Source organism: Candidatus Methanoplasma termitum, from assembly GCF_000800805.1.
Lineage (GTDB): Archaea > Thermoplasmatota > Thermoplasmata > Methanomassiliicoccales > Methanomethylophilaceae > Methanoplasma > Methanoplasma termitum.
The window spans coordinates 790,491-808,219 of record NZ_CP010070.1 but is presented as its reverse complement, the minus strand read 5'-3'; the positions used below and the strand labels follow the sequence as shown (position 1 = coordinate 808,219).

The following is a 17,729-nucleotide window of genomic DNA, read 5'->3' as shown; positions in this document are numbered from 1 at the left end:
ATGAAGCAGGAAGATATCGCAATAAACGGCGACTCTGCGATCGCACTCGCATGGAAACAGATAAATCCCGATGTGGTCGCGGCATACCCGATCACACCACAGACCATAATAGTGGAGAAATACTCAGAATATGTCGCCGACGGCCATGTTTCGACAGAGTTCGTCTGCGTAGAGTCTGAACACAGCGCCCTCACGCTTTGTACGACATCCTCATCCGCAGGGGCGAGGACATTCACTGCGACGGCCTCACAGGGACTCGCGTTCATGTGGGAGATGCTGCCGATAGCGGCCTCGATGAGGGTCCCATTGGTAATGGCGGTCGCCAACAGGGCGGTCAGCGGTCCGATCGACATCCACAACGACCACGGTGACGTAATGTCCGCAAGGGACTGCGGATGGATATCGTTGTTCTCCGAGAACGTTCAGGAAGCGTACGACCTGTCAATAATGGCAACGAGGATCGCCGAACACCACAGTGTTCAGCTGCCGGTGCTGGTCAATCTTGATGGATTCATACTTACTCATGCAATAGAGAGGATAACTCCCCTCGACGAGAAAGATGTCAGGAAGTTCGTCGGAGAGTTCAAGCCTCTGCACCCGCTTCTTGACGTGAAGCACCCGGTCTCCCACAACCTGATGGACGGGCCGATGTTCTACTTCCCGCACAAATATCAGATGGTCGTGGCGATGCACCATGTGCCTAAGGTGGCGCAGGACGTGTTCAACGATTTCGAGAAGATATCCGGCAGGAAGTACAAGATCGTCGAGGAATACAAGTGCGATGATGCGGAATATATCGCTATCGTCCTCGGATCCACTTTCGGGACTATGAAGGAGGCGGTCGATCAGCTGCGCAAGGAAGGAAAGAAAGTCGGAGTAGCGATGCCCCGCATGTTCAGGCCGTGGCCGATCGCAGAGCTGGCAAAGCTCATGAAAGGAAAGAAAGCGGTCATCGTTATGGACAAGCACCTGAGCATCGGATCATATGGCCCGATGTTCCCGGAGGTCGTCGCCGCAGCACTGGAGAACGAGAGCATGCCGAAGATGTACAACTACATCTATGGACTTGGCGGAGCGGACACAATGGTCTCCGATTTCATTTCAGTATTCAGGGATGTAGAGAAGGGAAAAGCAAAGAGGATCAACTACCTGGGGGTGAAAGAATGACCGCGGTGACATTACAGGAGCTCAACAAGATACCGGTCAGACTTGCAAGCGGCCACAGGCTGTGCGCAGGCTGCACCGAGTCGGTAATTGCGAAACAGATACTAATGGGTACGGAGAAGAATGTAGTAGTGTCGGCAGCCACAGGATGCCTGCAGGTGTCGACAACACTGTTCCCGTATACTTCGTGGAAAACGCCGTACATACACACAGCATTCGGCAACGCCGCAGCGACATGTGCGGGAGTGGAGACCGCTTACAAAGCCCTGAAGAGACAGGGGAAAGTAAAAGAGGATGTGAAGTTCGTGACCTTCGCAGGCGACGGCGGAACATACGACATCGGTCTGCAGGCACTTTCGGGTGCCGCGGAGAGAGGCCACAACATGCTTTACGTCTGTCTCAACAACGAGGCCTACATGAACACAGGTATCCAGAGATCGAGTGCAACCGGCATCGGGGCGTCGACCACCACGTCCTGGGCAGGCGACGTCGCGTATGGGAAGAAAGAGTTCCCCAAGGACATGACGAGGATAATGGCGGCTCACGGCATACCGTATGCCGCTCAGGCAGCACCCCACGCATGGAAGGACATGATCCAAAAAGCACAGAGAGCATTCGAGACAGAAGGCCCCACATTCATCAACGCCATAACTCCCTGTCCGAGAGGATGGAGGTTCGCAACAGAAGAATCCATATCGATATCGAGGCTTGCGGTCGAGACCTGCATCTGGCCTTTGTATGAAGTGGAGAACGGTATCAATTACAATTTGTCTCCTGAAAGCCAAAGGATCGCCGACGGTAAGGCCGAGAAGAAGCCGGTGACCGAGTGGATCAACTCTCAGGGCAGATTCAGCCACCTCAAGGGCGACAAGTGGAAGTCTGTGGTCGAGAGCATGCAGGCAGAACTGGATAAGAAGTGGGAATCACTCCTGAAACTCTGCAAACTTTAAGATAAACGAGGGGTAACACCCCTCTTTCAATTTCCTTTATTAAAAAGATCTCTTCTGCATGGCCGAGCTATGAGGGTCTTGCTATTTCTAAAGGCCGGATCGATATTGACAGAGAAGCCCGGAAGACGGATATATGCAGTTTCAGAGAAGTAAGATGATTAGGGCGCCAAGCGTTGCACAAACGAGGGCGCTGGCGCTGTTGTTGACATATTTCGATATCCTCTTCTTGTTTTCCAACGCCGCACCTAGGAAGCTGTCCAGCAGATTCCCTAAAATGCCCATTACTATTGGTATGAGAACGTAGATCAAATTGGCGCTCATGTCTTTGTTTATTATAATAATAAGCGTCCATCCGATGAGACCAGTAAATATCGCCGCGGCTGTCGAGGACACCGTTCCCAATACCGAGATGCCGCCGTTAGTTCCGCGTCTGACCCTCTCAAAGGTCGTTATCAACCATACTTTGGGGTCCCTGACCCCTATTTCGCTTGCCACGGTGTCTGCGGCGGCCACCGTGATGGTCGTTATGAAAGCTACGCTCATGGCCAGATCATACTGTTTCCCATAATATGCATGTAAAACCCCATAGAGGACTGCGAATATGATCGCAGGTATACCCACGCCAAGAACATTTTTGTATGTCCTTTCTCCATACTCGCCCTCCTGAAGCCCTTGACTTCTTTTATTGCTGAGGTCCATCTTCGTTGCGGCAAGCCCCGCCGCTGTGAATATTATCAAAAGGATCAGCCATTCTAAGGAACCGAACACACCCACAGTGTACCCTACCAGAAGCGAGGCCAACGCTCCCGAGTACGTAAGCATCCGGAGCTTGTAGGCTACTATCGACAAAGCTGCTGAAAGAATACCAGAAATTATTATCTGGGTAATCAGTTCCATATGTATGGGATGGGTATTGAGGATATAAAGGTAAGGTAAGATTCAGATCAACTTTCCAAGGATGTCCGCTGCATATTTTATGCATAATGAACGGTCCTTGAGCGGAAAGAACATTATCTTGCCCTGAGGGTATATCGTGGTCTCCATACCTTCCCAATCGAAGACTATCATCATGTCATCGGCATCTTTGATATTGCCGCCCATATCTCTCAGAACATCGGCGGCCTTTATCATGTCAAGGTCGAGGGTATCGGCCGGTATCGCCATCAGTGCTTCGCCCCCGCAGAGGCGCATGGTCGTAAATCTCATTTCAATCCCTTCAGGGTCATCTCTGAAACAGAATGAAAATCCTCAAGGCTTGAGCTGTTCACCAACATGATATCAGATAATGCCAAGACCTCTGCGAGGCCCCACGAGATCTCTCTGGAATCCCTTTGGTTGAATTCATCGATGTTCCTTGGAGCATCATCCCTTCCTCTGTTGATCAATCTCTTGTATCTTTGATCGGGAGAGGAGTATATACCGATGATAACGACGTCCCCTCCGAGTTCCCTGAACGATCTGACCTCCTCCATGCTTCTGCAGCCGTCGATAAGGAACATGTTGCCATTCATTTTTTCGATCGTACGCTTGGCCCAGATAGTGATCCCGAACTTTTCCCTTTCCGAACTGGCGAATTCCCCGATGCTCATCCCCTTGTTCGGGGATCTTGAATAAAATTCCCTGACGGCATCGCCCATGCGTGCATAATGTATACCGAGAGACCTCGCTACCGAAAGCAGTTCCTCTTTACCGGCACCGGGCATGCCTGCGATGACTATTATCTTCATTTCAAAGCAGATTGTCGGAAATGTTGGTCAGTATCCTGTCGCAGTAAACGCACCTGAGTTTCGGCGGGTTCCTCACTTCTACATGGAACTCCGGAACAACAGGTTCACCCCTGTTCGTGATGCAGTTGGGGTTACTGCATTTCGCAAGTCCGACGATGTGGTCGTCAAGATTCACTCTGAATTTCTCCGCTACATAATAGTCTCTTATGATGGATATCGTTGCGTCCGGAGCGATAAGGGCGATCTTTCCCACTTTGCTCGGATCCAATTCCCTGTCCTCGACCTTGATCACATCCTTCCATCCGGTCTTTGACGACGGAACATGCATCCCGATGCTTATCACCGAATCGATGTTGTGCTCGTTCACTCCCAATATCTTGAGGACGTTCAGCGACTGACCGTTGGCAATGTGGTCGATAACGGTGCCGTTCCTTATCGGAGGTATCTTCGTTTCTACGATCTTGTTATCCATTTATGTCACCTCCGAGTATCGCACAGAGAAGCGCCATTCTTACGGGTACGCCGTTGAATGCCTGTTCGAAATATTTCGCGTGCTGCGTGTCATCTACTTCCGGAAGGATCTCATCCAGTCTCGGCAGGGGGTGCATGACGATCATGTCGCTCTTAGCCTCGCGGAGTATGGCGTTCCCTATTCTGTATGTTCCAGCCACCTTTTGGTACTCTGCGGGATCGGGGAACCTTTCTTTCTGGATCCTCGTGACATAAAGCACGTCGGCTTGGTCAATCACATCCTCCAGAACTGCTGTCTTAACAGGTTTGCAGCCCTTTTCCACAATGTGGTTGTAGATGTCCTTGGGCATCTGCAGAGATTCGGGCGCGACCAGTGTCAGTTTCGCACCGAACATAGTGAGCGCTTCGGCGAGCGAATGGACCGTGCGGCCGTATTTCAGATCCCCGACCAACACAATATTCAGACCTTCCAACGATCCTTTCGCCGACCTCATCGTAAAAAGGTCCAGCAGGGTCTGCGTCGGGTGCGAACCTGCTCCGTCCCCGGCATTGATCACGGGGTTCTCGGAGAATTTCGCGGCAAGTCTGGCGGCCCCCTCGTGAGGGTGCCTGAGGACAATCACATCGCAGTATCCGTCCACCATTTTTATCGTGTCCGCAAGCGTTTCCCCCTTTGACATGGAGGTCATGGACATCTCGGAAACATCTATCACGGTGCATCCGAGCCTTCCGGCCGCGCTCTCGAATGATAATTTTGTTCTGGTCGAAGGTTCAAAGAACAGGTTGCCGAGAACCTTGCCGTCCAACACCTTCTTCACCTTTTCTCCCTTTGCATAGGGGATCATCTTCTCAGATTGGTCCAGCAGATAATTTATCTGCTCTTTTGTGAGGTCGCGTATGGAAACAAGGTCTTTGTCGTAGAAGTCCATGCAACCTTATCTGAAACTGACGATATAACTCTTTTTCTAACAGCGTTGGCAGGGATTGTTTTTTCGCGGCCGTCGGTATATATCTGTGCCTGATTGAAGTGTGTCTGACTGCGCACCAAGCAAATCTTATCTATTCTCGGAAGTATATCAGACAAAAGATGCCGAGCGACACAGTGTTTCGGGCGAAACTGAAACTGAGCCGGTTTGTTGTTTTCACGATGGTACGCGTGTATATCACACTCGGTGTGGCGTTTGTTGTTCTTCTGTATTTTTCCTCAGAGACAGGCGACTACTCCACCCTATTCATTATTGTGGCGTTGTTCCTGCTTGCGGCTGCATGCTTCCCGTTTTTATTTGCTGCAGTGTTCTATTTCAGAGTAAGGTACATTTTGAAACAAGACCGTCTTGTGCTGAACCTGTTACTGAAAAAACTTGAGATAAGGTATTCTGCGATCAAGCGTGTGGAGGAGACGATCGAAAAAGGCGCCTCGGGCACGATCGAGATAAGCTTCATAAACCACAGCGGCGGCGAAGATAAGGTACGTATCCGTCCGGCGGAGAAACAGGAATTTCTTTTGAAGCTGAGATCCAGAATTCCGGACAGGAGCGTGTTCAAATGATAAGAACGATGATCACCCTCCGGTGGCGGACAGCCCTCATCCTTTTGGCAGGAAACAAGATACCGAACGCAAGAGTCTAATAAATATATTTATTATATAGAAAATAATTTCCCATTGTGCGAGAAGATATTTCATTCAGGCCGAAACTTGGATATCTGGTCATAACTCTGATCGGAACGGTCTTCATCTGCGTCATGATGGTCTTTCTGATTGTGACAATGATGGACTCGAACGATATGAGTGGTGGCGAATTAAACGGGATGATATCATACATCATTATCATGTATGTGGCATGTGTGTGCATCCTCATATTCCCAGTTGTGTTGTTCTTTGTAAGGATAAGATATATTCTGAAAGAAAACGTGCTGGTTATAAGGCGGTATTTCAAGACCGTCGAGATATATTACACTTCGATCAAAAGCGTGGAAGAAGTGGTCGACCGCTCCATTTTCTTATTCAACTTCACACCCTCTGTAGCATCGTCAAAACAAGTGTGGATCACTTACACCGACATTAACGGACGAGAAGGGATGGTGAACATCAGCCCCGCCAAGAAGCAGGAGTTCCTTTCGGCGTTGAGATCAAGGATCAAAGATCCGGAAGTGTTCGCGCCCGGAGGGGAAAAGAAAGCCAGTGTGAAGTACCAAAGTTGGAAGGCTTTGTCACCGACTAAGAAATCGCTTTACATAGCCTATGTTGTGGGTTTGATCATAATTTTTGTGGTAATAAGAGTAATAAGGTGATTGCATTGATCGCCCGTTTCTGAAAACAAGCTTTCATCCCCTTTGACATCGGGCAGTATTTATCTGAGATGGTCTATTTATTTCCGTGTCCCAAAGGTCTGTTTTCAGGTCGAAGATCGGTATTTGGTACTATGCCTTATCGGCGTTTTTTATAGGGTGTGCCGTGTATCTGGTTTACGACTTCACGATCAACCAAGATTGGGTCGTTCTTTATGTGGTGCCTTTGTTATCGATCCCTTTGATATTGTTGATATTAATGTGGCACAGGCTGAAGTATATTTTCAATGAAGATGCCCTTCAGATAAAAGGTGTATGGGGGAACGATGAGATCAGATACACAGCGATCACGGCGGTAGAGGAGAGGACGCACTTTTTGGCCAAATTGACCGATTTCTACATGGGAAGAACTGTACTTTCGTTTGATCAAATGACGATAAAATACGTTGTGGGAAAAGAGATCTGTATTTCTCCATCGAGGAAGCAGGAATTCCTGCGTAAGTTAGAGTCAAAGGTTCCAGGACTGCGTGTGACCGTGAAAATGAAATAAAATACCAGCCGATATCGTCAGCAGTAAAAACCTATTTGTGCGTGGTACCCTGTCCGATAAAACACACTGCCTTGATATGCTCAATTCCGATCTGTTACGGAGTTATGCGGTAGTTTTCCATTTCTATGAATTCCATGAGCCCACAGATCACTATGCCCTTTGATGTGACTCCTCGGAATGCGCCCGGATCCTTTAGCACAACGAATTTAGGATAATTGTCTCTGATCGACTCCAAGCTTCCCAACTCTCTCCTCACGGTTTCGTCGGAACCGAACATTGTGCACGCCTGCACATAAATGCGCTCATCTCCTTTCTCCGCTACGATATCCACTTCTCTTTCGTCTGAACGCCCCGCATTTACATTATATCCTCTTCCAAGGAGCTCAGTGAATATGATGTTCTCTATGTGCCCCGATATATCCTCCGGGCGATACCCGATAAGAGCGTGCTTTATGGCAAGGTCGGTTAGATAATACTTATAAGAGGATCTTAAGATCGCCCTGCCTCTAATGTCCATTGTCTCCGCCTTGATGATCAGGTTCGCAGCTTCGAGGTACTCGAGGTAATCATAAACCGTTTCTTTAGAAACAGGTGCCCCGGAGGATGCCAGGGTGTTGTATATGTTAATCGCCGAAACATAACTGCCCACCGTTGATGCCACGGTCTTCAATACCTTTTTGACAAAATCCACATTACGCACACTGTATCTTATCGCGATGTCGTTATTGATCGAAGAATCTACAAGGGTCCTGACGGTCTTTATGGCAGAATCTTCGTCCTGGTCAAAACGCCAAATAATGGGGAATCCCCCCACTCTGATAAATCTTTCAAGCAGCTTATCTCGATCGCTCTCTCCTTTGTATCGTTTGTTGAATTCCACACACTCCGAGAAAGAAAGCGGCAGCATATGGACGGTGTCGTATCTCCCTCCGAGGTACGTAGAATATTCCGATGAAAGGAGATTGGAGTTAGAACCGGTCAGGTAGATATCGCACGACTCTTTTGCGATGAGGTCTCTGATCGCAAGCTCCCATTGCGTAATATCTTGCACTTCATTCACGATCAATATGTTTTCTTTCTTTTTATCTAGTTTGGACTCAACGTATTCTAGCATTTTTTTCCAGTTTTTAAGTTCATCGTTCTGGGCAAATTCCATGTTGATCATAATCACGTTGTAGTTTTCAGGGATCGTTTCGATAAATGTGTCCAGCAGAGAGGATTTTCCACATCTCCTTATGCCCGTTATCACTTTGGCATTGCCGTTCCCTTTGAATGGTGTCAGAGCATCCAGATACCTTTTTCGGCTTACCAATTTTTTTTCTGCAGGCATGATAGAGCATCATTATTTGATTATTTAATGATGTCTATAATTCTGTTATAGAAGGAATTAGTGGCTGAAATGTCCATGTAATTCCGTTATGGAAGGAATTAGTAGCCTAAATGTGCCTGTAATTCCGTTATGGAAGGAATAGTTTCGAAAGAAAAAACAAAAGGGAATATTAATTAATTCAAGATGTTTCGCGGAAGTATGCTTGGCGTCAACGGAAAATCCCAAAAAGAAGGGGTTTGGTCAGGTTCCGAAACCTTTTTTATGGCTTACTGTGATACAAAAAAGTGCGAGAAGATATCATATTCTGGCCAAAGCGAAGTACTCAGACCTTTATGCTGATGGTTCTTTCAGTGTTCATTTTTATTGTTATTCTCGCCTCAAATATCGATTTGTTGCTATTCATTATTTATGCAGTGTGCATATGTGCGATATTGCTTCCATTCATGTTATTTTTTATCAGGAAAAAATACACAATGAAAGAAAATGTGCTTGTGGTTGGACGATACTTAAAAAATCTTAATATCGATTACTCGTCAATAAAAGGTGTCGATGAAATATTTGATTCATCGGTCGGTGTTCTTAATTACAGTCCGTTCGTGTCGAAAACAAAACAAGTCTGGATTACATTCGCGGATGTCGAAGGAAAAGTTGAAAGTGTTTGCATAACTCCCATAAAAAAGGACGAGTTCATATCTCAATTGAAAACCAGACTTCCCAGATCAAATGTTTGCATAGCTGGTGAAATGGAATCAAACCCAAATTATCAAGCTTTCAAGACCGAATCGAAAAAATTCAAGTATTATTTCATTGTTTTTGTTGTTGTTCTGGCGGTCATACTTTTTATTGTCAGGGTCCTACTAAGGCTAAAGTGAAGATTACCGATCAGTTCAAAAACCTGCATAGTAAACACAGGATGGGAATGTTAATTAATCCAGGATGTTTCGCGGAAGTATGCTTAGCGTCATAGGGAGGTCTCAAAGAGGAAGGACATGCGAGTATTCCAGAGGAGAACTTTCCATAAAGACGCCGTTCATCGTAAGCAGCTCAGATGAAACAGATGTCCGAATCTCGACATTGCCCGAAGGCAGGGTGTTCCACCTATTCGGTTCGGAGATCCCCATCGATCAAAAACTTCTTACTTCGGCATCTTCAAGGATGGACACAGCCCCTTTCTGCAAGGACGGCGTATGCGTTATCAGGCTTCCGTTTAACAATGAACACGATGTACCAGACGATTCCGATGTTGTTGTGATTCCAAATGCATTCGAGCTCAGAAACGATCCGAGGAAACTCATCGACTCTGTTATCAAGATAAGAGAAAAGATAGGATATAACAGACTCCTTTGTATGTTCGGCATAGCAGAACCTTCCACAATAGCGTTGCTGACGTACATGGGAGTGGATGTGTTCAACGATTCCTTTGCAAAGGTCGCCGGCTCAAAAAAAATCCGTTTGATCCCGGAAGGGGAAGTATGCGCAAACAAGGATGTCTCTGAGGAGAACATCGCAGATCTGAAGAAAGAATGCGATGTGATCAAAGTATTCACAGAAGCGGGAAGGCTGAGGGAATTGGTCGATCAAAGGTCAGCATCATCCCCTTTGTCCGTCGCAACACTCAGGATATTCGACGATGTCGGTTACAGGTACCAGGAAGAGTGCTGTTCAACGGTCGGAACAAGGTTCGCCTGCAACACCACACAGGCGCTAAGGAGACCGGACCTGAAGATATATCGTGAAAAGATATCCGAAAGATACAAGAAGCCGGAACACAAGCGCATATTGCTCCTGCTACCGTGCTCAGCGAAGAAGCCGTATCACATATCAAAATCACACAAAGCGTTCGCATCGGCGATACACACCGCACAGCATGACACGCTGGTACATGAGGTGATAGTGACATCTCCGCTTGGGATAGTCCCGAGAGAATTGGATTTCGTCTACCCTGCGAACTCTTACGACATACCTGTTACCGGAGAGTGGAAATGTCAGGAGAAAGAGATGATAAGGTCCATGGTAGCGGATATCATATCACAGGGCTATGACAAGATCGTTTCTCATCTCGGCGAGACCACCGAACTGATCAGAGGGTTGGCGGATATGGAGGAAACGGTCGTCGGAGACCCCACCACCCCCGCATCGCTGAAGAATCTGGATGATGCTCTGAGAAAGGCGGCAAAAGGCATGGAGCCCGTTGGATATCTTGTTGAACGGAACGAGGCAGTTAGGTCGATACTTAATTTCCAGTTCGGACAGGATGTTGCAGACGCACTCATGAGCGGCGGAAGCTATGCGATCGGTAAGTTCCCCTATTGGAAGATACTCAGAGATGTTCCAAGCAGCAAAGAGAAGATCCAGCTCGGGATGTTCACGGCCGAAAGGGGCATGCTCTCATTGACCATCGAGGGTGCCGAGATCGTCGCCGAGATAGGGAAGAACATCGTGGAGATGACCGACTTTGAGATGAAAGGCAACCTTTTTGCGATCGGAGTTGTGAAGGCCGATCCGAACATGAGGATAGGCGACGAAGCCGTCATCATGCTCAACGGCGAGGTCGTTGCGGTAGGCGTGGCATTGATGTCGGGAAGAGAGATGACCGAACTCAAAAGAGGCATCGCGGTCAAGGTCAGACACAAGAAAAAATGACCGGTTTGTACTTTCGGTACTTTCGGGTACTTTCGGGGACCTCCCCCTGGGAACTTTATATACCCTGCAGTCAATGATGATATTGAAGACCGAAGTGCATCCCCAAGAAGTACAAGGGCTTCACAGGAAACGGGGAAATATCCCATTCCATCCCCCCGTTATCCTTTTTTTCTTTTTCACCTAACGGCATTCTCTTCATAGGTCTTGCCGCTCACTTTGGAGAGCCACAAGCTTACAATAATTCCTATGATGAATGTCACAACCCCGATGGCAAGATTCATCATCCCGTTGTCGGAGCCGTTGTATGACTCATATGTCTCCCACAACACAATGAAGATCGAACCTATGGCAAAACCGAATATCATCATGTATGCGGGCTTCCTGTATTTGTTCAGTAAATAGTGGACGACCTTCGCAAAACCGATGAGACCGACGATCACACCGATCACAAGAGGCAAAAGGAAAACGAGTTCATGATGTTTGATCACCTCTAACGGAAGGACCAGCAGACCGAATGCTAAAAGCAGGGTGGAACCGCTTATCCCCGGGGCGATGTGCGAAACTGCATAGATTATGCCTATGATGACCATAAGCAATATCCACTGGAGGCTGTGCGTGGCCTGATCGTACTCCACGGATCCGACATTGATGCGCAGCAAGAGCAGGAGGACCATCAACACCACTCCGACGACCAATGCGGCATAGTCTTTACTTGACGATCTGACCTCCGGCAGGGTGAACTTCCACAGCTGCGGAAGCTGGCCTAAGATCATTCCGAAGAACAGCATCATCGCCGGTATCATGTATTTGTCCAGAACATCTGTCAGGACATAGGAAATTATGACCACGCCGACAACAACGCCGAGACCTAACGTCAAAAGGAACCAGAAATCCTCCACGATCTTGTGCCTGAGATGTGCGAGGTCCTCTACCAGACGTTCGTAGACTCCCAGCGTAACGGCGATGATAACGCCGCTTATCCCGGGTATGGCTGAAATGATCCCCAGCAAAACTCCGATGAAAAATCTTTTTACCGTTACCAGCGGGGAATCCATGACTCGGGATGGACAAGGGTATATTAATCACTAAGGGGACGGATCACTTCGCTCAGCGGGTTTTCACCAGGCGCATATGCGCCCGTACGAAAAAAACCATAGCATAGGTTTTTGTTGCTGTGAAATCTTGTCAATAGCGGTGATATGGCTAACGACTCCTCATAAGAGGGGCCGGATATATGAGATGGGATCACACCCGCTTCTGCTTTACGGTGGTTCGAGAATAATCTCGAACACCAAGGGACCGAAGCATATCCTTACCCGGATACACCAGGCTTCGTTAGCGATATTATCACCTACCAACCCCGATGGTCCGGGTGTTCCACGCCTTAGAGAGCCGGCACTTCCGGCTCCCTATCCACTGGCACTTTTCGTGATGTGTTTCAGATAAAATAGCCAGCAGTAGAAATACCCCATTTGGTAGTGATCGGACGAATCCAGATATTTAAGTACAGCGCACGTACATCCGTTACAAATCACCGAACGCAATAAGGATGGACCACATTCATTAACTGCAAAGAAGGGCCGATGGAAATGCATTACGCCGACTATAAGACCATACTGTCCCCCAACAATGGGATGAATATCTACCGGGGCTGCACCCACGGCTGCATCTATTGCGACAGCCGCAGCAAGTGCTACAGGATGGAACATGATTTTGAGGATATAGAAGTAAAACGTAATGCGCCGCAGATCCTGGAAGATCAGCTAAAAAGGAAAAGAAGCAAATGTATGGTCGGTACGGGAGCAATGTGCGATCCCTACATACCGTTAGAAGAGGAACTGCAGATGACAGGACAGTGCCTCTCCGTCATCGAAAGGAACGGGTTCGGGGTCTCCATCATAACGAAGTCATCACGCGTTTTAAGGGATCTGGATCTCTTGAAAGCGATCAACAAAAAGGCCAGATGTGTGATACAGGTCACTTTGACAACGTACGACGAGGAGCTTTGTAAAAAGATAGAACCGAACGTATCCACAACATATGAGAGGTTCAGGGTACTGATGAGAATGAAAGAGGAGGGGATACCGACGGTCGTCTGGCTCTGTCCGATCCTGCCATTCATAAACGACACGGAAGAGAACCTTAGAGGATTGCTCGACTACTGCATCGAGGCGGATGTCAAAGGAATATTGTGCTTTGGATTCGGCGTGACTCTGAGGGAGGGGGATAGAGAATACTTTTACCAAAATCTCGACAAGCTCTTTCCCGGCATGAAGGAGAGATACATCGATACATACGGAGAGTCATACTCGTGCAACAGCCCCGACAACCCTAGGCTGATGAGCATTTTCACAAAGGTCTGCAAAGAACATAATATCCTTTACAAAACAGACGATGTTTTCGGATATCTTAAGCAATTCGAACCTAAAAGTAAACAATCATCACTGTTCGATCAGTTCTGACGAATATTCAGAGGTTATTGATCATCTGATAAGAACCGAGATTTTTGAAAAAACTGGTCTTCCGCTTTACCATCGTAAGCGCATCTGCCACGTCCGAAGCGTCATCATACCCGGAAAGCTCGATGAAGAACACATATTCTCCGCGTCTGTTCTTCGTAGGACGGGACATGATCTTCGTCATGTTGAGGTCCCATATGGCAAATATGTCGAGTATCTTGTAAAGCTCGCCCGGTTTGTCCTCCGTCGAGAACACGATGAGGGTGCTGCACCCGACCTTCGGCATCGATGTGTCTTTTTTTGTCAAAAGGATGAATTGAGTGGTGTTGCTCTTGTTCTCTTGGATCCCCTCGTGAATTATTTTGAGATCGTAGAGCTCGGCTGAACTTTTTGGGCCTATTGCCGCGATCGTTTCTTTATTCTTGGAGGTGTAGTTAGCCGCGATCTTCGCGGCCTCCGAGGTCGAACCGGTAGCTTCGATCACAGCATCAGGATAATGCTTGTTGATGAATTTTCTTGATTGTGCCAGTGCCTGCGGATGTGAAATGATCTTTGTTATCTTACAATCGGTATTGTTCTTCCCCACCATCAGATTCTGGGTGATCGGGAGGTCCAACTGTTTTTCAATGAAAAGGTCGGAATCGAAGATCAAAGTGTCCACGGTGGTGTTGACCGCCCCTTCTATGGAGTTCTCTACGGGGACAACGCCGTAAAGTGCGCTTCCGGTCTCGACCGCATGGAAGACATCTTCGATGGAGGCGAGGGGGGAAAGCGAAAGACCCTTCTTATCCAGCGACCCAATGAAACTTTTCGCCGCCTGTTCTGTGAATGTTCCTTCCGGTCCGAGGTAGGCCACTTTCATCGTTTCACTCCATTTATCGATCCGTACTGAATTATCGGATCGAATGTGTATCTACCCAATGTTATTTTAATTATCTACAGAAGACCTTCAAAAAACAGCCGTGTCCGAGGAGGCATCGGACCCCCTTCCTTTTTTTATTGATATTGCATACTCAGCGACATGGACCCGAAAATCGCAGCGATAGCCGAAAGGATACGCTCGCTCAGAGAGATTGAGAGATATTCTCAGGAAGAAATGGCGGCCGCCGCAGGAATATCTGTAGCCGAATATATCGAGACGGAATCCGGAAAAAAGGATTTCTCATTCACTTTCCTTCATAAATGCGCAGAGAAACTCGGCGTGGAGATGGCGGAACTCCTGACAGGGGAGACCCCGAAGCTCAAAGGGTACACAGTTGTCCGCAAAGGTGACGGACTTCCGATAGAAAGGCGCGAGGGCTTCAAGTATAACCTTTTGGCCCCGAACTTCAGGCACAAGTTCTTTGAACCGTTCCTGGTTTTCGCTCCGTTCGACAAGGATTCCCAGAACAGGCCGGTGCCTCTGTCGATGCACGACGGTCAGGAATTCGATTATGTTTTAGAAGGGAGTATGAAATTCTGCTACGAGAAGCACACAGAGGTGCTGGGGCCCGGAGACGCCGTCTTTTACGATTCCGGGAAGGGGCACGGGATGATCGCGGTCAGTAAAGAAGGGTGCCGGTTCATCGCCATGATAATAAAGGAGATCGGACACCCATGAGGAACATAAACCTACGCTACGTCGACGAAGAATACGACCAGAACGGCATACTGTCGAAGATGCGCATTCATTATCCTGACAATTTCAACTTCGGTTATGATATCGTCGATGACATCGGGAAGAACGACCCAAACAGACGGGCGCTTGTCTGGTGCAGCGAGAAGGGCGAGGGCAGGACTTTCACGTTCGGAGATATGATGCGGTATTCGAACAAGACCGCCAATTATCTCATCTCTCTGGGTATAAAGAAGGGGGACCCGGTCATCGTTGCTCTGAAGGAAGACTACCAATACTGGTTCGTCACAGTCGCGTTGCATAAGATCGGGGCGGTGATGATCCCTGTGACCTCCATGCTCACGCAGCACGATGCCGAGTACCGCGCCAAGCTTTCTTCCGCTGTGGCTGTGATATGCACATCATACGGAAAGGTCACCGATGCCTTTGAGGGTATAGAAAAGAAATGTCCGGATGTCAGGGTCAAGGCCATGGCAGGCGGCAAGAGGCAAGGGTGGCTGGACCTGGATGCGGGGGTCGAATCGTCATCGGATAAGCTTAAACGCATCCCTACGAAGGCCACCGACCATCTCCTGATATACTTTTCATCAGGAACAACGGGGTATCCGAAGATGGTCCTGCACGACCATACGTATCCGCTGGGACACATAATGACCGCGAAACATTGGCATAACGTCATTCCAGACGGCGTGCATTATACCATCGCCGAGACGGGATGGGTCAAGGCATCATGGGGGAAGATATATGGTCAGTGGATAATGGAAGCCGCCGCGTTCGCATACGATTATCCGAAATTCATTGCTTCCGATATGCTTTCGAAGATATCCGAATTCGGCATCACCAGCCTTTGCTGTCCGCCGACCATGTACAGATTCTTTATTCAGGAGGGTCTTGAGAAATATGATCTGTCGGCGATAAAACACGCTTCGACGGCCGGAGAGGCTTTGAATCCGGATCTGATCGAGAATTGGTATAAGGCTACCGGAGTGATGATAGCGGAAGGCTTCGGACAGACGGAGGCCACACTTGTCGTGTGCAACACGACCAAGATGACGCCCCGCCCCGGTTCAATGGGCAAACCATCGCCGCTGTATGATGTCGATCTTTTAGATCCGGAGGGAAAGTCATGCGCTCCCGGCGAGACCGGAGAGATCGCCGTTCGCGTGGGTGTTCCCGGAATCTATCTGGGATATTATCGTGATGAGAAAAAAACGAATGCCACCATCTACAATGGGTACCATCACACGGGGGACCTCGCCTGGAAGGATGAGGACGGGCACTATTGGTACGTCGGAAGGAACGACGACATAATCAAATCCTCGGGATACCGCATAGGGCCGTTCGAGATCGAGTCTGTGATAGTTCTACACCCGGCGGTCAAAGAATGCGCCGTTACCGGAGTACCGGACGAGATACGGGGGCAGCTTGTCAAGGCCACCATAGTCCTTAAGGACGGATATGCGAAATCAGATGCTCTTGTTAAAGAGATACAGGACTTCGTCAAGAAGGAGACTGCGCCGTACAAATACCCCAGAGCGGTAGAGTTCGTTGACGAACTTCCGAAAACGATCAGCGGGAAGATCAAACGTGCGGAGATCAGAAAGTGGTCGGCCGAGCGTCAATCGGAACCAAGTAAGGAGTAACTGCGGTTCAGTGAAACAGAGTCGGCAGTGAGTGTAACCGTAGGGATACTCGATCCGTGGTGCCTAAATGGCGGTCAAATGGCATCACTAAACCCTATTGTTACAAATAGAAATGATCGTGAGTGCAACCGCCGGGTTTCACATCCCCCTTAGCCAGCATATCTAAGTAATGGGTCAATTCTGCGCTTTTCACGATAGTTCGAAATCAACTGGTTTCACCCCGGTCTTTTGAGCGTTTCAGTGACCTTGTTTAGAGGAAATTCTGACCCTTCGACCGGCATGTAAACTCTGGTAGTTGAGGCAAAAACTGAGAAATCGTCCTTAGAAACTTCTTAATAAACATCTAAAGGAGCTAGAGAAATATGGCAACAAATGTAGAAACATACATGGGGATGAAGATATGAACACACTTTGGACAGATGAACATCGGCGACAATGACGAGGAACAGAAGACCTCAAGCATGTCCTTCTCCGAGAGCAACTTGTACGTTGGTCCGAAGATGTACTCTCACTTCAATCAGGAAACAGTGGCAGGAGATTTCTTCATTAATTCGGAAGGCAAAGAAGAAACTGAAGAATTCTCGGAGGAAGAAATGCCGGAAACATTGAGAGATGTATTCGGTGATGTATTGATCTCAATGATGGGGATAATGTTACAGAACGCTGCACAGTGTAATCCTGAGAAATGTGAGAAAGACTGTGACACCTGCGAAATTAGGCCTGTTCCAAAAATAATCTGCATAGGGGACAAGGTGATCAGAACAAACGGGAGGACAAATGTTCTCCCACTAATACCAATAATGCAGAAAAAGAGGGTCGCCGATAAAGATCAACAAACGTATCAAAGAAACGCACGATACAACAAATTTTAAACAGAAACTATGATGC

19 protein-coding genes are annotated in these 17,729 nt (G+C 48.1%); 11 read left to right on the top strand and 8 right to left on the bottom strand.

What is annotated here, in order from left to right; genetic code table 11:
* Entirely contained in the window at positions 1 to 1,167 is a 1,167-nt protein-coding gene (locus Mpt1_RS03795; RefSeq protein ID WP_048112327.1) for a transketolase C-terminal domain-containing protein, read from the top strand.
* The gene (locus Mpt1_RS03790; protein ID WP_048112321.1) at positions 1,164 to 2,114 is read left to right on the top strand and encodes a thiamine pyrophosphate-dependent enzyme; all 951 of its coding nucleotides are present in this window, start codon (positions 1,164 to 1,166) and stop codon (positions 2,112 to 2,114) included. The genes Mpt1_RS03795 and Mpt1_RS03790 overlap by 4 nt, the downstream gene beginning before the upstream one ends.
* Before the next feature lie 141 nt (positions 2,115 to 2,255).
* Here the strand turns inward: Mpt1_RS03790 and Mpt1_RS03785 are convergent, their stop codons facing one another.
* The 5 genes from Mpt1_RS03785 to pyrB are packed head-to-tail and all read right to left on the bottom strand — an operon-like array spanning position 2,256 to position 5,241.
* Positions 2,256 to 3,011 carry a DUF92 domain-containing protein gene (locus Mpt1_RS03785; protein ID WP_052399279.1) on the bottom strand — a complete coding sequence of 252 codons (756 nt, stop codon included), beginning with the start codon at positions 3,009 to 3,011 and terminating at the stop codon, positions 2,256 to 2,258.
* Positions 3,012 to 3,053: 42 nt separating this feature from the next.
* Positions 3,054 to 3,320, bottom strand: a complete 267-nt coding sequence (locus Mpt1_RS03780; RefSeq protein WP_048112319.1) for a hypothetical protein — start codon at positions 3,318 to 3,320, stop codon at positions 3,054 to 3,056.
* On the bottom strand, positions 3,317 to 3,841 hold the full coding sequence (locus tag Mpt1_RS03775; RefSeq protein WP_048112317.1) for an AAA family ATPase: 525 nt from the start codon (positions 3,839 to 3,841) through the stop codon (positions 3,317 to 3,319). The genes Mpt1_RS03780 and Mpt1_RS03775 overlap by 4 nt, the downstream gene beginning before the upstream one ends.
* Position 3,842: 1 nt before the next feature.
* Positions 3,843 to 4,313, bottom strand: a complete 471-nt coding sequence (pyrI, locus tag Mpt1_RS03770) for an aspartate carbamoyltransferase regulatory subunit (protein ID WP_048112316.1) — start codon at positions 4,311 to 4,313, stop codon at positions 3,843 to 3,845.
* Positions 4,306 to 5,241, bottom strand: coding sequence for an aspartate carbamoyltransferase (gene pyrB, locus Mpt1_RS03765; RefSeq protein ID WP_048112314.1), 936 nt, complete (start codon positions 5,239 to 5,241; stop codon positions 4,306 to 4,308). Before pyrB ends, pyrI begins: the two co-directional genes overlap by 8 nt.
* Positions 5,242 to 5,399: 158 nt before the next feature.
* Between pyrB and Mpt1_RS03760 the strand changes: the two genes are divergently transcribed.
* The 3 genes from Mpt1_RS03760 to Mpt1_RS03750 all read left to right on the top strand — a co-directional run bounded on the left by Mpt1_RS03760 (position 5,400) and on the right by Mpt1_RS03750 (position 7,151).
* A complete protein-coding gene (locus tag Mpt1_RS03760; RefSeq protein WP_048112312.1) occupies positions 5,400 to 5,861 on the top strand; it encodes a PH domain-containing protein in 462 nt (153 codons plus the stop codon).
* Positions 5,862 to 5,977: 116 nt separating this feature from the next.
* Entirely contained in the window at positions 5,978 to 6,604 is a 627-nt protein-coding gene (locus Mpt1_RS03755) for a PH domain-containing protein (protein ID WP_048112310.1), read from the top strand.
* Between the two features lie 163 nt (positions 6,605 to 6,767).
* The gene (locus tag Mpt1_RS03750) at positions 6,768 to 7,151 is read left to right on the top strand and encodes a PH domain-containing protein (protein ID WP_048112308.1); all 384 of its coding nucleotides are present in this window, start codon (positions 6,768 to 6,770) and stop codon (positions 7,149 to 7,151) included.
* 94 nt (positions 7,152 to 7,245) lie between these two features.
* Here the strand turns inward: Mpt1_RS03750 and Mpt1_RS03745 are convergent, their stop codons facing one another.
* A complete protein-coding gene (locus Mpt1_RS03745) occupies positions 7,246 to 8,481 on the bottom strand; it encodes an ATP-binding protein (RefSeq protein WP_048112306.1) in 1,236 nt (411 codons plus the stop codon).
* A gap of 473 nt (positions 8,482 to 8,954) precedes the next feature.
* Here Mpt1_RS03745 and Mpt1_RS03740 point away from each other — a divergent pair, with 473 nt between their 5' ends.
* Together Mpt1_RS03740 and Mpt1_RS03735 are read left to right on the top strand one after the other, a co-directional pair.
* Complete coding sequence (locus tag Mpt1_RS03740) at positions 8,955 to 9,353, top strand: hypothetical protein (RefSeq protein ID WP_158386749.1); 399 nt, start codon at positions 8,955 to 8,957, stop codon at positions 9,351 to 9,353.
* Positions 9,354 to 9,432: 79 nt separating this feature from the next.
* Entirely contained in the window at positions 9,433 to 11,124 is a 1,692-nt protein-coding gene (locus tag Mpt1_RS03735; protein ID WP_048112302.1) for a DUF5591 domain-containing protein, read from the top strand.
* Between the two features lie 176 nt (positions 11,125 to 11,300).
* On the opposite strand, the gene Mpt1_RS03730 is transcribed toward Mpt1_RS03735, so the two are convergent.
* Entirely contained in the window at positions 11,301 to 12,179 is an 879-nt protein-coding gene (locus Mpt1_RS03730; RefSeq protein WP_048112300.1) for a DUF368 domain-containing protein, read from the bottom strand.
* A 534-nt stretch (positions 12,180 to 12,713) separates the two neighbouring features.
* Here Mpt1_RS03730 and Mpt1_RS03725 point away from each other — a divergent pair.
* The gene (locus tag Mpt1_RS03725) at positions 12,714 to 13,586 is read left to right on the top strand and encodes an SPL family radical SAM protein (protein ID WP_048113793.1); all 873 of its coding nucleotides are present in this window, start codon (positions 12,714 to 12,716) and stop codon (positions 13,584 to 13,586) included.
* A gap of 7 nt (positions 13,587 to 13,593) precedes the next feature.
* Here Mpt1_RS03725 and pheA read toward each other — a convergent pair whose 3' ends face one another.
* A complete protein-coding gene (gene pheA, locus Mpt1_RS03720; RefSeq protein WP_048112298.1) occupies positions 13,594 to 14,445 on the bottom strand; it encodes a prephenate dehydratase in 852 nt (283 codons plus the stop codon).
* Positions 14,446 to 14,604: 159 nt separating this feature from the next.
* Between pheA and Mpt1_RS03715 the strand changes: the two genes are divergently transcribed.
* The 3 genes from Mpt1_RS03715 to Mpt1_RS03705 all read left to right on the top strand — a co-directional run bounded on the left by Mpt1_RS03715 (position 14,605) and on the right by Mpt1_RS03705 (position 17,713).
* Entirely contained in the window at positions 14,605 to 15,183 is a 579-nt protein-coding gene (locus tag Mpt1_RS03715; protein ID WP_048112296.1) for a helix-turn-helix domain-containing protein, read from the top strand.
* Complete coding sequence (locus Mpt1_RS03710; protein ID WP_048112294.1) at positions 15,180 to 16,841, top strand: AMP-binding protein; 1,662 nt, start codon at positions 15,180 to 15,182, stop codon at positions 16,839 to 16,841. Before Mpt1_RS03715 ends, Mpt1_RS03710 begins: the two co-directional genes overlap by 4 nt.
* A gap of 419 nt (positions 16,842 to 17,260) precedes the next feature.
* Positions 17,261 to 17,713 (top strand): hypothetical protein, encoded by a 453-nt coding sequence (locus Mpt1_RS03705; protein ID WP_048112292.1) that lies wholly within the window; start codon positions 17,261 to 17,263, stop codon positions 17,711 to 17,713.
* Positions 17,714 to 17,729 lie beyond the last annotated feature (16 nt).

Coding starts and splice junctions, on each gene's coding strand:
- Mpt1_RS03735 (WP_048112302.1), top strand. CDS start 9,433: ATGCTTAGCGTCATAGGGAGGTCTCAAAGAGGAAGGACATGCGAGTAT.
- Mpt1_RS03715 (WP_048112296.1), top strand. CDS start 14,605: ATGGACCCGAAAATCGCAGCGATAGCCGAAAGGATACGCTCGCTCAGA.
- pyrI (WP_048112316.1), bottom strand. CDS start 4,313: ATGGATAACAAGATCGTAGAAACGAAGATACCTCCGATAAGGAACGGC.
- Mpt1_RS03790 (WP_048112321.1), top strand. CDS start 1,164: ATGACCGCGGTGACATTACAGGAGCTCAACAAGATACCGGTCAGACTT.
- Mpt1_RS03710 (WP_048112294.1), top strand. CDS start 15,180: ATGAGGAACATAAACCTACGCTACGTCGACGAAGAATACGACCAGAAC.
- Mpt1_RS03740 (WP_158386749.1), top strand. CDS start 8,955: ATGAAAGAAAATGTGCTTGTGGTTGGACGATACTTAAAAAATCTTAAT.
- Mpt1_RS03760 (WP_048112312.1), top strand. CDS start 5,400: ATGCCGAGCGACACAGTGTTTCGGGCGAAACTGAAACTGAGCCGGTTT.
- Mpt1_RS03725 (WP_048113793.1), top strand. CDS start 12,714: ATGCATTACGCCGACTATAAGACCATACTGTCCCCCAACAATGGGATG.
- Mpt1_RS03730 (WP_048112300.1), bottom strand. CDS start 12,179: ATGGATTCCCCGCTGGTAACGGTAAAAAGATTTTTCATCGGAGTTTTG.
- Mpt1_RS03780 (WP_048112319.1), bottom strand. CDS start 3,320: ATGAGATTTACGACCATGCGCCTCTGCGGGGGCGAAGCACTGATGGCG.
- pheA (WP_048112298.1), bottom strand. CDS start 14,445: ATGAAAGTGGCCTACCTCGGACCGGAAGGAACATTCACAGAACAGGCG.
- Mpt1_RS03785 (WP_052399279.1), bottom strand. CDS start 3,011: ATGGAACTGATTACCCAGATAATAATTTCTGGTATTCTTTCAGCAGCT.
- pyrB (WP_048112314.1), bottom strand. CDS start 5,241: ATGGACTTCTACGACAAAGACCTTGTTTCCATACGCGACCTCACAAAA.
- Mpt1_RS03775 (WP_048112317.1), bottom strand. CDS start 3,841: ATGAAGATAATAGTCATCGCAGGCATGCCCGGTGCCGGTAAAGAGGAA.
- Mpt1_RS03745 (WP_048112306.1), bottom strand. CDS start 8,481: ATGCCTGCAGAAAAAAAATTGGTAAGCCGAAAAAGGTATCTGGATGCT.
- Mpt1_RS03795 (WP_048112327.1), top strand. CDS start 1: ATGAAGCAGGAAGATATCGCAATAAACGGCGACTCTGCGATCGCACTC.
- Mpt1_RS03705 (WP_048112292.1), top strand. CDS start 17,261: ATGAACATCGGCGACAATGACGAGGAACAGAAGACCTCAAGCATGTCC.